The organism is Vibrio sp. PSi01 (assembly GCF_054960695.1).
The window spans coordinates 228,886-245,029 of sequence record NZ_JBHNYN010000001.1; the positions used below are offsets into that span (position 1 = coordinate 228,886).

General features: G+C 43.2%; 13 protein-coding genes. 6 read left to right on the plus strand and 7 right to left on the minus strand.

Annotated elements, in window-relative coordinates:
• Positions 1-93: 93 nt before the first annotated feature.
• Positions 94-810 carry a 3'-5' exonuclease gene (locus tag ACFI6G_RS01035; protein ID WP_016784570.1) on the minus strand — a complete coding sequence of 239 codons (717 nt, stop codon included), beginning with the start codon at positions 808-810 and terminating at the stop codon, positions 94-96.
• Positions 811-815: 5 nt separating this feature from the next.
• Positions 816-2,705 (minus strand): DUF294 nucleotidyltransferase-like domain-containing protein, encoded by a 1,890-nt coding sequence (locus tag ACFI6G_RS01040; protein ID WP_010441436.1) that lies wholly within the window; start codon positions 2,703-2,705, stop codon positions 816-818.
• 150 nt (positions 2,706-2,855) lie between these two features.
• Here ACFI6G_RS01040 and ACFI6G_RS01045 point away from each other — a divergent pair, with 150 nt between their 5' ends.
• Positions 2,856-3,497: an outer membrane beta-barrel protein gene (locus ACFI6G_RS01045; protein WP_016767243.1), complete on the plus strand. Its 642-nt coding sequence runs from the start codon at positions 2,856-2,858 to the stop codon at positions 3,495-3,497.
• A 135-nt stretch (positions 3,498-3,632) separates the two neighbouring features.
• Here ACFI6G_RS01045 and ACFI6G_RS01050 read toward each other — a convergent pair whose 3' ends face one another.
• The 3 genes from ACFI6G_RS01050 to ACFI6G_RS01060 form a co-directional block, all read right to left on the minus strand.
• Positions 3,633-4,823, minus strand: a complete 1,191-nt coding sequence (locus ACFI6G_RS01050; protein ID WP_010441428.1) for an amino acid aminotransferase — start codon at positions 4,821-4,823, stop codon at positions 3,633-3,635.
• Between the two features lie 202 nt (positions 4,824-5,025).
• Positions 5,026-6,528 carry an HD-GYP domain-containing protein gene (locus ACFI6G_RS01055; RefSeq protein ID WP_010441426.1) on the minus strand — a complete coding sequence of 501 codons (1,503 nt, stop codon included), beginning with the start codon at positions 6,526-6,528 and terminating at the stop codon, positions 5,026-5,028.
• A gap of 335 nt (positions 6,529-6,863) precedes the next feature.
• A complete protein-coding gene (locus ACFI6G_RS01060) occupies positions 6,864-7,163 on the minus strand; it encodes a hypothetical protein (RefSeq protein ID WP_016784569.1) in 300 nt (99 codons plus the stop codon).
• A gap of 220 nt (positions 7,164-7,383) precedes the next feature.
• On the opposite strand from ACFI6G_RS01060, the gene ACFI6G_RS01065 reads away from it, so the two are divergent.
• Together ACFI6G_RS01065 and ACFI6G_RS01070 are read left to right on the plus strand one after the other, a co-directional pair.
• On the plus strand, positions 7,384-8,787 hold the full coding sequence (locus ACFI6G_RS01065) for an aminotransferase-like domain-containing protein (RefSeq protein ID WP_010441418.1): 1,404 nt from the start codon (positions 7,384-7,386) through the stop codon (positions 8,785-8,787).
• Between the two features lie 144 nt (positions 8,788-8,931).
• Positions 8,932-9,138, plus strand: coding sequence for a hypothetical protein (locus tag ACFI6G_RS01070; protein WP_016784568.1), 207 nt, complete (start codon positions 8,932-8,934; stop codon positions 9,136-9,138).
• A 147-nt stretch (positions 9,139-9,285) separates the two neighbouring features.
• On the opposite strand, the gene asnS is transcribed toward ACFI6G_RS01070, so the two are convergent.
• Positions 9,286-10,686: an asparagine--tRNA ligase gene (gene asnS / locus ACFI6G_RS01075; RefSeq protein WP_010441414.1), complete on the minus strand. Its 1,401-nt coding sequence runs from the start codon at positions 10,684-10,686 to the stop codon at positions 9,286-9,288.
• A gap of 718 nt (positions 10,687-11,404) precedes the next feature.
• On the opposite strand from asnS, the gene ACFI6G_RS01080 reads away from it, so the two are divergent.
• Positions 11,405-12,895, plus strand: coding sequence for a SulP family inorganic anion transporter (locus ACFI6G_RS01080; RefSeq protein ID WP_016784567.1), 1,491 nt, complete (start codon positions 11,405-11,407; stop codon positions 12,893-12,895).
• Between the two features lie 159 nt (positions 12,896-13,054).
• Here the strand turns inward: ACFI6G_RS01080 and ACFI6G_RS01085 are convergent, their stop codons facing one another.
• Positions 13,055-14,689 carry a methyl-accepting chemotaxis protein gene (locus ACFI6G_RS01085; protein ID WP_010441410.1) on the minus strand — a complete coding sequence of 545 codons (1,635 nt, stop codon included), beginning with the start codon at positions 14,687-14,689 and terminating at the stop codon, positions 13,055-13,057.
• A 352-nt stretch (positions 14,690-15,041) separates the two neighbouring features.
• Here ACFI6G_RS01085 and queD point away from each other — a divergent pair, with 352 nt between their 5' ends.
• The gene (queD, locus tag ACFI6G_RS01090) at positions 15,042-15,404 is read left to right on the plus strand and encodes a 6-carboxytetrahydropterin synthase QueD (protein WP_010441408.1); all 363 of its coding nucleotides are present in this window, start codon (positions 15,042-15,044) and stop codon (positions 15,402-15,404) included.
• Positions 15,405-15,869: 465 nt separating this feature from the next.
• Positions 15,870-16,067: a hypothetical protein gene (locus ACFI6G_RS01095; protein ID WP_022570769.1), complete on the plus strand. Its 198-nt coding sequence runs from the start codon at positions 15,870-15,872 to the stop codon at positions 16,065-16,067.
• The last annotated feature ends 77 nt before the right edge of the window (positions 16,068-16,144 follow it).

Below are 16,144 nucleotides of genomic sequence, written 5' to 3' on the forward strand. Positions count from 1 at the left end.
AATGAATAGAGAAAGAGGAGCATGATGCACCTCTTTTTTCATATATCTAACTCTATATTGCTCTTCTGCCACCGATTCGCCATGTAGCAGCCACTACAGCCAGAAATCCTTTAAAGGCATGTCATCGCTGTAGTGATGAGCAATCTGCGCTTGGAGTAGCTCTGCGGTTGCAATGGCATCCACTAGTGCGTGGTGTGGCGTGTAGTCCGGTAAGTGGTATCGACGACGACTTTGCCCAAGTCTTACTGATGCCGGCTTCTTGCCTTTGAGTTTATTCCACAAGCCACCGGCCAATTTATGCTGAATTTGAGATTCTATTTCTAGTGTATCTAATACTGGAAACTCAATGCCTTCGCCTAGCCTTACTTTTAACGCGTTGTCCAAGAAATCACGCTCAATTCGACGGTAATGAACAACTGGAATGTGGCCTGCCATTGCCCCCAAAATATCTTCAAGCACTTCATTTAAATCTGGAGCATCAATAATGTCATTGTGAGTAATGCCATGGATGACGACTGATTCTTCTTCTAGTTTTTGTTTAGGCCTAAGTGTCCAGTGTCTTGCCTGTCGTAGATAAATACGATTGAGCGTAAACGGGACTAACCCAATGGTAATGATGCCATCTTTAACAGGGTTTAAGCCTGTGGTTTCAAAGTCCACTGCTAAAAAGGTCACTTCAGAAAGTGGTGTATCTGAAGCCGGAAGTGGCTCACTATAAAATTTCTGCAAACGCTCATCTTTTGAACGCTCTAGCTTTTGCGCAAACTTAAAAGGCCAGTCCACCGCAGGAGTTCTAAATAATTTACTCATAGTCCCTACTTAAACTTATTGCTAGCTTGATAACGGAACTTAAGGAAGTTTTGCGCGTTGCTAAGAATTTGGAATGCGTCCTTCAAGTTACGACGTTCAAAATCTGAAAGGTTTTCGGGTTCAATGTTGTTATCAGGCTCGATGTTATTGTCAACATCGTGTGCTTGATGACGAATACGAACTAGAGAGATAAACTCCATGGCGTCTTTCAAGTCTTGTGCTCTACCTTTTGGCAAAATACCGGCGTCGATAATGTCATCCAAACGTTCAAATGAGTTCTTTGAACGAGAAGCCACCGCTAAAGAGTGAACACGAATTAAGTCTGCGAGTGGCGCGGTGCCACGACGTTTAAGGTTGATCGAGTTGTTGTGACGGCCATCTTTCTCCATTACGAAATCTTTGAAGAAACCCAGAGGCGGTGTGCGGTTGAGCGCGTTACGAGCAAGACACGCTAAGAAGCGATTATTCTTACGTGCACGTCTTACGATGAAGCTGTTCAATTGCTCAGCCCATTTTAAGCGGCCATACACGCCATCTAAATCAAAGAAGATGGAAGCATTTAGTAGTGCTTTCGGGTTCGGATCATCAATCCAATCGGCAAAGCACTCTTCCCATTGGCGACGTGTCATGCGCCAAGTAGGATTTGTCGCCATGATGTCGCCAGTACAGTAAACGTAACCACATTGATCTAAACCGTCACAGATAAAAGTGGAAAGCTCTTCAAAGTATTTACCATGCTTTTTCTCGTCGTACGTATCGTCAAGAATGATGGCATTATCTTGGTCTGTGACTAGCAGCTGTTCGTCACGGCCCATAGAGCCGAGTGCAAGGAAACAATAAGGAATGGGCGCTTTACCCAGTTTCTCTTCACCTAACTCGATAATACGTTGTTTAAAGCTACGGCCAATTACTGACATAGCGGTACCAACCATATGTGCGTTGGCGTCTTCGTTGACTAGACGAACAAAGCTGTCTTTTACTTGTTCTGAGAGCACTTTGAGATCTTCAATACTCTGCTGTTGGAAGATACTGCTTACCAATAATAGGGAGTTTTGAGATTCGTAACGCACGATATCAGTTGCTTCGATTATACCGATTGGCTTCTTGTCTTTTAGTACTGGTAGGTGATGCACGTTGTAGCGAAGCATAGTCATCATTGCTTCGTATACATAGGCGTTATGGTCTAGCGAGATAACCTCGGCTGTCATTACGCTTGATACTTCATCGGATGGGTCGAGGCCTTCTGCGAGAACGCGTGTACACAAGTCTCGGTCCGTGATAATGCCGATAACAGGCGTTGAGTCGTCTTCATCGTCTTCAACAATATCTGGGTCAATAATGAGCAGTGAAGAGACGTTGTCTTCGGCCATCATGGTGGCAGCTTGCTGAATCGTGCGCGTTTTTTCGATCATCGGTGCTTCACTGGTGAGCAGTGTTTTCACCTTAGAGGTCGTTAAATCATTAGCGTCGTTGCTGTCTGAATTAGCTTGACGAAGGCGGGCGTTGTCTTCGACTTCAACGAAGTCGGCAAAAGAGTCATAGTTGTCATAGAGTTCTTGGAAGATTGGCTCAGGAATGCAATAGAGTAGGGTATCTTCGGTCGCTTTCACTGGAAAACGAACCTTGTTGTTGGTCAGCAAGCCCATTTGGCCGAACAAGTGCCCTTCATCAAGGCGGTTATAGAGTTCGCCTTTACGACGATAAACTTCTACTTCACCGCTTCGAACGATATAGAGATCATGAATTTGGTCACCAAAGTGAATGATAGGTGTATCTTGGCGGTAATAAGAAATTTCTACGCTACTGGTCACTTTCATCAAGGCCTCCTCAGGGAGTTCTGTGAAAGGTGGGTATTGTGCCAGAAAGTTCTGAATCTCTAATAACTCAGCATCCATAATGATCATCCATTAGTTTGTATGATTTCATGGTACAACATTTGATAATAATTTGCCGTGACAAATCAATCTGTGAGCTAAAACCTTTTTAAAGTCTTATGGATAGACTAATCTTTCAGTTAATGGAGTGATTGCTTAAGGATAATAGGAATGTCGAAGTGGAAGCTTAGTTTGGTATCTGCAGTTTTTATGTTTTCTCCAAATTTGTGGGCAGAAACTCATAGTGTGGATATTCTTGATTATGACCATATATACGCCACCGCGCATTCGGGCAGTTTAAATGAAGATGCCGGCAGTAATAACAATGCTTCGTCATATGGGTTGGGTGTGAGTTACGCCATGACTGACGACTGGTTGTTGCTAGGTGACTACAGTGCACGTTTCATCCACCCGGATGAAACGACAACTCGAATTGATACGCTTATGCCGGGTGTTGGTTATCGATATAGTATTAAAAAAGATTTAGATGTGGTGGCTTACTACCTGCTTGGTATTACTAAGGGTAAGGTTGAAGATAATGATACCAACCGAACTGAATCTTCGGACACTGAGTTCATCCAAGGGATAAAAGCCGAACTTAACTATGGATTTGCGAAACGTTGGATTGCAAACGGCAGTGTGCAAGTGAATCGCAGTGACCTGTTTGATGAAGAAATTTACCACGTGGGTTTACGTTATCTAGTGACCAATAAGTTTGCGATTGGTGGCTCTTATCAACACCGAGACGGTGAAGGTAAGATTCGCAGTGAACGCACCAATGAGCTTGGAGTGGAGTTTGTTCTAGAGTATTAGTCAACGATATGAAGGCTAAGTGTTTGATACACAAAGTAAGTGATTCATACATCAAAACTCAGACGTAAAAAAGCCAGCGTAACTGCTGGCTTTTTGATATCTATACGTCTTCAAGTACAGGTTTATGCTTTACGATTAAAGAACCGCAGCGATACCTTTACACAGAGGACCCATGTTTGACTTAGTCATACCAGCAACACTAATACGGCCAGAGCCAACAATGTAGATAGCGAATTCGTCTTTCAGGCGAGTTACTTGCTCTTTGCTTAGGCCAGAGAACGAGAACATGCCGTTTTGGCGTTCGATGAATGTGAAGTCTGCATCAACACCTTCAGATTTCAGTGTTGTTACGAACAGCTCACGCATCTCTTGGATACGATCACGCATTTCTGCTACTTCCGCTTCCCATTCAGCACGTAGATCAGCATCACCAAGGATGTGAGTTACTACAGCACTACCGTGCGCTGGTGGGTTAGAGTAGATAGAGCGAATGATGCTCTTAACTTGAGAGAACGCTGTCGTTGCTACGTCTGCAGATTCAGCAACAAGAGTGAATGCACCTACGCGTTCGTTGTACAAGCCGAAGTTCTTAGAGAATGAGCTAGCAACAAGGATCTCCTTGTTGTATTGAGCAAAAATACGTAAGCCAGCCGCATCTTCTTCAACGCCTTTTGCAAAACCTTGGTAAGCAAAATCGAATAGAGGAAGCAGTTTCTTCTCTGCAACTAGTTTAGCCAGTACTTCCCACTCTTCAGTTGTTGGGTCGATACCTGTTGGGTTATGACAGCAGCCGTGAAGAAGAACGATATCGCCAGCAGAAGCTTTCTCTAGGTCAGCAACCATGCCTGCGAAATCTTTGTCTTTTGTTTCAGCGTTGTAGTAGCTGTATTGAGCGGTTTCGATACCTGCCGCAGCGAAAACGCCGTTGTGGTTAGCCCAAGTTGGGTTACTGATCCAGATTTTCACGTCGCCCAGTTGGCGCTTGATGAATTCACCTGCTACGCGAAGTGCACCCGTACCACCTGGAGCTTGTGCTGTTTTAGCACGCTGAGACGTTACGATTTCTGCATCTGAACCGAAAAGAAGTTTCTGAACGGCTAGACCGTATTCAGCCGTGCCTTCAATTGTTAGGTAAGATTTGGTTTTTTCGTTTTCAAGAAGTGCAGCTTCTGCTTTCTTTACTGTTTTAAGTACAGGCGTTTGACCATCTTCATTTTTGTAGATGCCAACACCAAGGTTGATTTTCTCTGCGCGAGAGTCTTTTTTAAACTCTTCAGTAAGGCCGAGGATAGGGTCGGCGGGAGCAGCTAACACTTTTTCAAACATAATCTTCATCCATGTCAATTGAGAGGGGATAGTATCTACTGGTAGTTATACCTGTATGGAATTTTTAAGACAATACGAAGTGAACAGAAAGACCAAAAAAAATCCATTTCAATCAGATTTATTGACTAAAGAGGGTATTTGATAACAAAACACCCTACGGGTTAACCTATAGGGTGTAAGAAGTTAGTGATTTTTGAATAGATTATGCTGGTTGAGCAATGAAGCTCTCGCGTTCAAGTTCACTTGGGATGTTTTTGCCATCTTTATAGGTCGCTGCAATCTCGACAAACCGCTGTTCAACAGTAAGAAATGCTTGAACAACTTGCGGATCAAAATGCGTCCCATTGCCCTCCAAGATAATCTGTTTAGCTTGCTCGTGAGTAAAGGCTGGCTTGTACACGCGCTTCGATATGAGCGCATCATAAACATCTGCTAATGCCATTAATCGGCCAGATAACGGGATTTCTTCACCGGACAACTGATTTGGATAGCCGCTGCCATTCCATTTCTCATGATGCGTCAGTGATATCTCTTTCGCGACTTTTAAGAATGAGCAGCTTCCCAACTGCTTTTCTGCAATAGACAGGGCTTCAGCACCAATTGCAGGGTGACCTTTCATTATTTCAAATTCTTCATCGGTTAATTTACCGGGTTTTAGTAAAACCTTGTCAGGAATACCTACCTTGCCGACGTCATGTAGGGGAGCCGATTTATAAAGTAATTCGATATAATTCGGAGTTAACAAATTAGCGTGTGTTTCCGACCTGCTAAGCTCTTGTGCCAGTACCTTTACGTACTCTTGAGTTCTTAGAATGTGAGCACCCGTTTCATTATCTCGAGACTCTGCAAGCGCCGACAAGCTAACAATCGCAACATCACGTGTGGTTTTTACTTCGTTCTGCGCGGTTTCAAGGCTATCTAGCATGATGTTAGTCATGGATGCCATAGAACCTAGCTCGTTGTAGCCGAAAATCGGTAGACGAATGCCTGGTTCACCTTGGGTAACTTTATTCAAGGCGCACTCTTGGCTAAGGAGAATACGTTTAATCAACTTGTTCCAAAGTGTCATTATGGTTATCGCGTATCCACCAAGTACTAGCGCTAAATAGATGAACTCTTTAATCACGCTGACTTTGCCGGTGCCATCCAACAAGCGTTCAGGGTTGTTCTCCAGCCAAAAAATATCTTTAACAGCCACCATCGTCAGCATAGTGGTCAGTGTGATTAGAAGTACGATGACTAAACCGATCATCTGATTCACTAATGAACTTCGCTCTCCTACTAGTTGGAAGTCAAATTGCCCAGATTTTTCCATCTTGTCTATCTGATTCAATTTGGCTTTCAGTTGCAGAATGCTTCCCGTAAAAAAGCCGAACAACGTCATTCCGAAGACCACTTTTAAATTACTATCGATAGTGAAGTCGTAACTCAAGTTGTAATAAAGAGCGAAAGGGACGCTTGCTACAAAAAACAACAGGGAATCGAGTTGTGCAAACCGACCTTGTTTAACCAAAGTGTGGTGTGCAAACAGGAAATGGCGCACAAGCCAAACCAAGGCAAAAACGATGCTCACTTGAGTGAATATTTCTAGGGTCGTTAAGGTGTCGAGCATAGGGCATACTCGACTGCAATAGGTGCCAAAAAGTACGCCAGCGATAACGTACAGTTGAGTTGTTAGCGACTGATTATAGTTTGATGTATCCATCGATAAGCCTTTATTCGTTTTCGTTTCTGATCTACATAATGCTTATTAGATTCACGAGTTTTAAGCACGCATACTTGCTGTGAAATACGCATTGCCTGTATTGAAATATAAATAACTTGAATGACTTGCGTAAATAAGACCGGAAATTCTATCGATAGCTTTCGTTGATTGATACAAGAAATTGATGTGTGTAAGTGATTTGTTAACTAAGTGGGGATTATTACAGCATTACTATGAGTATACGTTAATAGCCTCGATAGAGAGTCGAGGCTATTCTGTGGTCGATCTTGGCTTGCTCTTGAAGAACAGCGAAAGCCGTTACGTTTAATTGTGTATTATTTTTTTAGATTGATCTCAGCTTCAATAGAACTGGTTTCAATATCAGGATGAGACGCCAGTTTGTCAGTTGCCCACTGGTTTAAGTGCTTAAGAATTGCAGACACCGCGTGTTTCTCTGTCGGCGCTTGATCTTGCCCTACGTCGATCTTCTGCTTTGGATGCGAACCTGTTGCATCTTCAGCGATATGAAGCCAGTCTGGGTGCCAGTAATATGGCTGGCCACTCGGTGTCGTCCAACTATGAACACCGTTTGACTCTCCTTTATAACTTAATTGGTCTGCTTTTATTTTTGTCATTGTTATCTCGCATGTTTTTTGGGTTACATCAAATTATTGAGGCTTAGAGCGAACTTGGCTCTCGCCCTGATTACAAACTTAGCAAAGCTTACAAAGTTATCTGTGAACCAATTCACACAATTATAGAAATCAGGGGTAATCATATGGATAGCAGCAATAGTTGTTAACGTTAGTGATAAAATCTCCGGCTTATTAGAATTTATCTAGGTAGTACAGTTAGATGGCGCGTTATGAAGAGCTTGCAAAGGACATTCGAACTCAGATTGCTAACAACACTTGGCGGTCCGGGGAGAAGATCCCTTCTGTGCGCATGAGTTGTCGAAATTACAACGTCAGTAATAGTACTGTTCTACAAGCCTATCAATTGTTAGAAAGTGAAGGTTGGATTATCGCCAAGCCTCAATCTGGCTATTTTGTCGCGCCCAGAATGGATGATATGGATTACCTATTAACGCCAGAGCGTGAGAAGAAAGCGATCAATGACCGCTTGTTTGATTTCTTAAAATCGAGTTCCGCAGAAGGTGTAATACCTTTTGGCTCAGCCTTCCCAGATCCTGACCTTTTTCCTTTGCCTACCTTGACCCGAAACCTCGCGAGTGCAGGAAGAAAGATGACGGGAGCGAGTGTCATTAATAATTTGCCGCCGGGCAGTGAGTCACTCAGAAGGCAAATTGCCCAACGATATTTGCAGCAGGGTATTACGGTGAATCATCAAGACATCGTGATTACTTCAGGTGCGATGGAAGCGCTCAACTTGAGCCTACAAACGGTCACCAATTCAGGTGACAACGTTGTGATTGAATCTCCAGCTTTCTATGGCGCTTTACAGGCCGTAGAGAGGTTGGGGCTCAATCCGATTGAAGTGGATGTTTGTCCAATCAATGGATTGAATATTGATCAGTTTGAAAGCGCACTACAAAACCAAGATGTAAAAGCGTGTTGGCTGATGACGACTTTTCAAAACCCGACAGGGACAAGTTTGTCTGAAGAGGCAAAGCGCCGTGTGGTTGAGATTGCAGAACAACACGAAACCTACATTATTGAAGATGACGTATATGGTGACCTCTACTTCGAGGGTCATAAACCCAAACCACTAAAAGCCTTCGATAAGACTGATTCTGTTCTGCTTTGTGGTTCGTACTCAAAAAGTCTGTGTCCGGGTTATCGGGTCGGCTGGGTTGTGAACACGCGTTTCAATGATGCCATTCAAAAGCTTCAGCTTCTTTCTACACTGTCGAGTAGCGCGCCTGTTCAGCTCGGAGTCGCACACTTTCTGACGCATGAAAGCTACGATAACCACCTTCGTAAACTGCGCAAAAACCTGTTGCTAAGAAAAGAGAGTTTTATCAACGTGATCAGGCAATACTTTCCACATTCTATCCAAATTGAAGAGCCCACTGGCGGTTATTTTGTCTGGATTCGTTTTGTTGAGAAATTCGACAGCCAACAATTTCATCAACTGGCTATTGAGCAAGGTATTAGCGTCGCATCTGGCGATTTGTTTAGCGAACAGGGCAGAGTAGACAACGCGATTCGGTTGAACTTTTCGTATGAACTGACTAAAGAGAAAGAGCAAGCTCTGAAGTTACTTGGGCAATTGGCGCATCAATTAACGAATTCATAGTCTGGCAGCTTGCTCAAAAGGTTAAGTTACTCATAAAACAGCGAGTGATTTCAACTGTACGGGCTGATTACGCTGTAACTGTACGCCTTGTTGATCAAAGAGTTGTGATTCAATAACGGTAGACCAAATTTTGGAGATACCGTTATGTTGAAAGTGACTATGGGAAACGAAGTTAAGCTTATTATTGTCGCGATTGTGTGCGCACTTCTGCTTATCATCGGCCATGTTTTATTGGCCAAAGCATTCGCAGATATGGCTTGGGCTGAATATACAACTGCAGCAATCCCATTCGTTATGATGGCAATCTGTGGCTTTGCCATTAAATACGCGAAAGACCAAGATGTCGATTAGCTTTTGAATGATTAGTTTCTGCTGGTGGTATGCCGAAGCATCAGTCGTTTCTTTTATTCCGAATATAAAAAACCTCCGCAAATTACGGAGGTTTTTATTTGTTCTTAACTTTTAGATTCTAGTAAGAGCTAAGCTCTCAATATCGAATTAGAAGTTTGCAGAGCGTGGTGTACGTGGGAATGGAATCACGTCACGAACGTTGCCCATACCTGTTACGTAAGATACTAGACGCTCGAAACCAAGACCGAAACCAGCGTGTGGCACTGTGCCGTATTTACGTAGGTCGCGGTACCAGCTCATGTGCTCAGGGTCGATACCCATAGCAATCATACGCTCGTCTAGAATGTCTAGACGCTCTTCACGTTGTGCACCACCGATGATTTCACCGATGCCTGGTGCAAGTACGTCCATTGCCGCAACTGTTTTGCCGTCGTCGTTTAAGCGCATGTAGAAAGCTTTGATGTCTTTCGGGTAGTTCTTAACGATAACAGGTGCTTTGAAGTGCTCTTCAGCTAGGTAACGCTCATGCTCAGAAGACATGTCGATGCCCCACTCAACGTCGAATTCAAATTTCTTACCAGAATCTAGTAGGATTTGGATTGCGTCAGTGTAGTCAACTTGTGCGAAATCAGCGTCTACGAATTGCTCTAGACGAGTGATTGCTTGCTTGTCGATGCGAGAAGCGAAGAACTCAAGGTCGTCACGGCGCTCTTCAAGAACAGCTGCGAAAACGTACTTAAGCATGTCTTCAGCCAGTTTTGCTACATCGTCAAGGTCTGCAAACGCAACTTCAGGCTCAACCATCCAGAACTCAGCTAGGTGGCGGCTTGTGTTTGAGTTTTCAGCACGGAACGTAGGACCGAACGTGTAAACTTTGCTTAATGCACAAGCGTAAGCTTCAGCATTAAGTTGGCCAGATACTGTTAGGAAAGTTTCTTTACCGAAGAAATCTTCGTTGAAGTCAACTTTGCCATCGTCAGTGCGAGGTAGGTTTTCCATGTCTAGCGTAGATACGCGGAACATTTCACCAGCGCCTTCTGCATCAGATGCAGTGATAAGCGGAGCTGAAGTCCAGAAGAAACCTTGCTCGTGGTAGAAACGGTGAATCGCTTGCGATAGACAGTTACGTACACGTGCTACTGCGCCAATCACGTTTGTACGTGGGCGTAGGTGAGCAACTTCACGAAGGTATTCGATAGAGTGACGTGTCTTAGCCATTGGGTAAGTGTCAGCGTCTTCAACCCAGCCTACAACTTTAACGTCAGTTGCTGCTAGTTCGAAGTCTTGACCTTTCGCAGGAGACTCAACAATCTTACCAGTTACTTCAACAGAGCAGCCAGTTGTTAGCTTTAATACTTCGTTTTCGTAATTATTAAGATTATTAGGAACCACGGCCTGAATCGGGTCGAAACAAGAGCCGTCATAAATGGCAAGGAAAGAGATTCCAGCTTTGGAATCACGACGTGAACGGATCCAGCCGCGAACAGTTACTTCACTGTCTACCGCTAGCTTGCCGCCAAGTACGTCTGTTACAGGCGCGTAAGTCATGTTGATTTCATTCTCCATTGAGGGACAAATTCAACTCAAAGTTACTAGCGTTACTGCAAATATATAGATATTCGCACAATAATTAGCCGAAACATCGAGTTGTATAAACTTTTTAAATCGATTGAACATATTACCTGTCATACGGACAGCTTCAACCTTTATTCTTGCTCGACGAAAGAAATATTGTGTCTGCAGACAAGAAAAACCACTAAGGGTTGTTTTTTTGTTCGATTTCATGCGGTGCAATTGCCGTTGGACGTTTATAAACGTTATGTCGGAGTTAGCTTATTAAACTAGGTTAGTAACGGTTTTAGTAAATAGCAGTAACCGTTTTAATGAATAGCCGTAACCGTTGACGAGGTGGTATAGGTTTGGAATCTTTGTTTGCAATAATGAATGTGTGATTGCATCAAGACTCACTTTATATTGGCGCGGCTCAAGCTAGCTCAAGACTTACTAATTAGGTTAATGCTTACTATTTAGATGAATGCTTGGTATATCGCTCAGTACTTATTATCCAGCGGTTTGGGCATACTGAATCAATAGCAAATAAATCACAAACAAGAGGAGTTTAATATTCACGTGTTAATTACGCCGCCTTAACCCCTGCATTCTCTCTACACCCGCATTTTTCGAGCGCTCGCTCATTCAAGAAAAACAGTCGATCAAATTATGTCTCAACAAGGCAGGACTGGCTGTACAAGTAAAAGAGAATTACATGCTTAATTATTTAAAAAAACACTGGTTATCAAACGTTAAAGGAGATTCATTATCTGGGATTGTGGTTGCACTTGCATTGATCCCTGAAGCTATCGCATTTTCAATTATTGCAGGCGTTGACCCTAAAGTAGGACTCTATGCCTCGTTCTGTATTTGTGTCGTCACTGCTTTGGTTGGCAGTCGTCCGGGAATGATTTCCGGTGCAACAGGTGCAATGGCGCTATTAATGGTCACCTTAGTTAAAGACCACGGGCTAGAATATCTACTCGCCGCTTCGTTTCTTGCTGGCGTCATTCAAATCGCGGCTGGATATCTCAAGCTCGGCAACCTAATGAACTTCGTTTCCAAATCGGTGATTACAGGATTTGTTAACGCGCTCGCCATTCTAATTTTCATGGCCCAACTTCCTGAATTGATCAATGTCCCTTCAAGTGTTTACGTGTTAGTCGCTTTGGGTTTAGCGATTATTTATCTGCTTCCTTATTTTCCAAAGTTTGGTCGCACGATACCTTCTCCACTGGTCGCTATTGTCACCCTGACAATCATTAGTTTGTTGTTCGGATTAGATGTGAGAACGATTGGCGACATGGGCAAGCTTCCGGATTCACTGCCAGTGTTCTTGATTCCTAATATTCCATTCACGTTTGATACGCTCGCAACCATCCTTCCATATTCGATTGCTCTATCTCTAGTTGGCTTGTTGGAATCCTTGATGACAGCAACCATAGTCGATGATCTGACCGATACTGAAAGTAATAAAAACAATGAATGTAAAGGGCAGGGCGTTGCGAACATCGTGGCTTCCCTTTTTGGTGGAATGGCGGGCTGCGCAATGATCGGTCAGTCGATCATTAACATCAAATCAGGTGGCTTAACCCGATTATCCAGTATGATCGCTGGGGTGGTTTTACTGCTAATGGTGGTGTTTGTTTCTGATTGGTTGAAGCTGATACCGATGGCGGCGTTAGTGTCTGTGATGATCATGGTTTCTATCGGCACATTCTCATGGCGTTCTGTTGTTGAGCTTAAAGACCATACACTGCCAACTAATGTAACCATGTTGGCAACCGTGGCGGTGGTGGTGTTTACTCATAACTTAGCGATAGGTGTGGCGGTTGGCGTGGTGCTGTCGGCTCTGTTTTATGCACATGCCAGCAAATCTATGGTGTTTATATCCGATGAAGTAGTGACTAACGAACTGCACACCATTCACCGAGTAAAAGGCCATGTCTTCTTTGCTTCGTCAGATGCGTTTGTCGATCTATTTGATTATGACAACGCGACCTCTTTAGTGACCATCGATATATCGGATGCGTCATTCTTAGATAATACCTCTGTTGAGGCGCTTGATAAGGTGGTGTTCAAGTTCCGTAAAAAGGGCGCTTACGTTGAAGTCTCTGGAATGGATACTGTGAGTGCGAATCTTATTTTCAAACATGCGATGTACCATAAGCATAAAGACCTAACTGCGGTTTCTATTACACACTAAATGATTGTTTAATTGGGAATTCGAGTCCTAAATAAAGAAAGCTAATAACTTAAAGCGCTCAAAATTGAGCGCTTTTTTTGTTGAAAAGGAAAGAAAAGCAACTTCAAAAACAGCGCCACACTGCGGCGTTATGGCGTTATGGCGTTATGGCGTTAGGCGTTATGACCTTTTCTTATCTCTGGCGTTTGCGCTCGACAAAGTGAATTGATTTATCAGTGATTCAAGGTGGTCAGACAGCTCTTCAAGGTCATTACTGATCCCGCGGGTTTCACCAGCAGATTGTGACGTATTATCGGCATGTGAAGTGATGGTCTCGACCTTCTGCTGAACGTCTTTGGTCGCCAGTGTGGTGGATTGCGTTTGCTGCTGGATATTTTGTGCATGGGCCAGCACTTGTTTCATCTCTTCCACGACACTGTTCATTTCATGCGATAGTGCATCGATATCTGTTGAGCTTTGATGTGCTTGCTCGCAAACTCGGTCGGCCGAAGTTAAAGATTCTTCGCTACCTTGTTGGAACTGATGGATAATCGATTCAATACTGCCTGTCGCTTCAGCCGTTCGTGAGGCAAGATTACGAACCTCATCAGCAACTACCGCAAAGCCACGACCTTGTTCACCTGCGCGAGCGGCTTCAATTGCTGCATTCAAGGCAAGAAGGTTAGTTTGATCGGCAATGCCTCGAATAACACTCAATATTGAAGAAACCTCTCCAGTTTGCTCATTGAGTGTCAGTATTTTGTGTTTCACCTCTTCAATGCTGGTGACTAGGTTCTTTATTTCACCACTTGCGTCATGTGCCTGGTTGGCACTTTTGCACGCTACATCAGCTGTGTGGTTGATGAGTTCGGAGGCCGTTAACGTCGCTTGTTCTACGTTGATCTGCTGAGCTTGTATCCCTTCAACATTGTTTTGTACTTCAGCCGTTTCATTCTGCTGATCACTGGCTGCTTGTTCGGTAATGTGCGCAACGCTGGTCAGTTGATTGGCAGACGCATTCAACTTATGTGAGGTGTTTTGTACCTTTTCCAAACTGTCGGAAACGGTGCCCATGAACGAGTTAATAGAGTTAGCCAGTGTTCCAATCTCATCTTTACTTTGTTCGGGCAGCCGAGTGGATAGGTTTTTATCGCTGCTGACTTGGGTCATAAAGCGAGATGTCTGTTGAAGAGGGCGAACGATGATTTTACGAATCAGCCCCATGGTTAACACGAAACCAGCAAAAGAGATCACCGCCATAATACCGATCGCGGTCATCGTTTGAGTATTGATCAGCGAGTTGACATGGCTAAGGTTATATTCAAGTCGAATCGCCCCTAAAACTTCCCCCTCCGGTGCCATGTGACAAGTGATGCAGTTTGTACCGCGATAGTTTTCACTCGATTTCATTGGTAGGGCGATAACAAGGCCTTTTCCCCAATCAGAAGAAAATGGTTCGATAACGGTTTCGCCAGCCAATGCGCGCTTGTCGATATCATCAACGGGTATTTGGTTTTCATTGCCGGGACCGTATAGTTTACTCACTGCGTCTGCACGCAAGACTCGAACATTTTCAATACCGTCTTGAGCTAGCGCTTTTTGACGGAGTGTCTCTTTTTGCGCCATGGTACCAGTGAGCATCATCATATTGAGGCTATCGAAATAGTTACTCGCTTTGTCGTGTAGTTGTTCACTGAGTACCGAGTTAACCAACTCTTTTTGTTGCGAATATTGAAAATACGTCGATATGGCAAGCAGGAAGGTAAACACGACGGCCAAAGCCACCAGGATTTTGAAAGTGATTGTTGAGCGCATAGGGAATAGTTTTTATTATTTATAATGACGCGCATACTTTACGTGTCAGAGACCCTACTACCTATGGGGTATAACAAATAGTGTGACCATTCTCCGCTTATGATGATGTTTCTGTGATGTAACAAGTTTGTGTTGTTTTTTTGGCGCGTAAGTGTCAGTAATTTATCATTAAATAGCGATAAGTATGACCTTGTTTCCGTGTTCTCGAACTTTAAATGTTAAATCTATTAATAGATGCGATTGATGGTGTTTGGTTTTATAAATCAGTTTGAGGGCTTACTATTGATAGAACTTGTGAAGTGGCAGGGTTTTACGTAAAATTGCGTGTCATTTTTTTAGCCTGAGAAACACAATGAGATCTGAGTTATACAAAGAGTTTATGTTTGAAGCAGCCCACCATCTTCCACACGTGCCGGAAGGGCATAAGTGCGGTCGTTTGCATGGCCACTCTTTTCTTGTTCGTTTGTACGTAGAAGGCGAAGTTGATCCGCATACTGGTTGGGTAATCGACTTTTCTGAAATCAAAGCCGTATTCAAACCAATCTACGACCGTCTCGACCACTATTACTTGAACGATATTGAAGGTTTAGAGAACCCAACGAGTGAAGTATTAGCTAAATGGATCTGGAACGAGCTAAAACCAAACTTGCCGCTTCTAAGCAAAGTTGAGATTAAAGAAACATGTACTGCAGGTTGTATCTACCGCGGTGAATAAGTTTTCAATACTGTAATTTTGAGACTGCACTTAGAAAACTGTATTTTCAAAGCAATTAACTTCAATACGATAGTATTCAATATCGCATTTAAGGTTATAGTTTTCAAAGTTTCAAAGTTTCAAAGTTTCAAAGTTTCAAAGTTTCAAAGTTACGAAAGGCGCTCACAAGAGCGCCTTTTTTGTGCTTGTTATCTGGTTTGGTTACTCTGCGCACAAGCTCTGATTTTATTGGGTTTGATGTATTTATGGAGCGGCTTTTTATCAATAATGATTATTGTTTTACAAAGTTAAGTGGTTAATTTGTATTCAAATGGCCATTTTGTTTAATTTAATAGCAAAAATTGTGGCTATAGCGTTGTGTTTCGAGGCTCATTCTATAAGATGAAAAGACCTCTATGAGAGAGGTAAGGCAGCAACGGATACGCTGCTTCAAATACTATGGAATGTGACTTATTGGACACATACATGAAATTCAAGATTACATCGCCGATTATTGAACCTACGGAAGGTTCACCACATCAGCTAACGCTCACTCACGCTTCTCGTTTTACCTCTTTTAAAACAAGCTCCCCTTTGAACGCCCTGTTCGACAATGTCTCTGCACGCTTCTCTACCGCTTATCGCTCCTATTGTTATTCGTTTTATAACTTTATTTCTATCTGAACACCTTTGTCATCTGCTCGATGTACGAAGACTTACACCTATAAAAACTAAACAAATAAGTTAAAGACAATGAATAT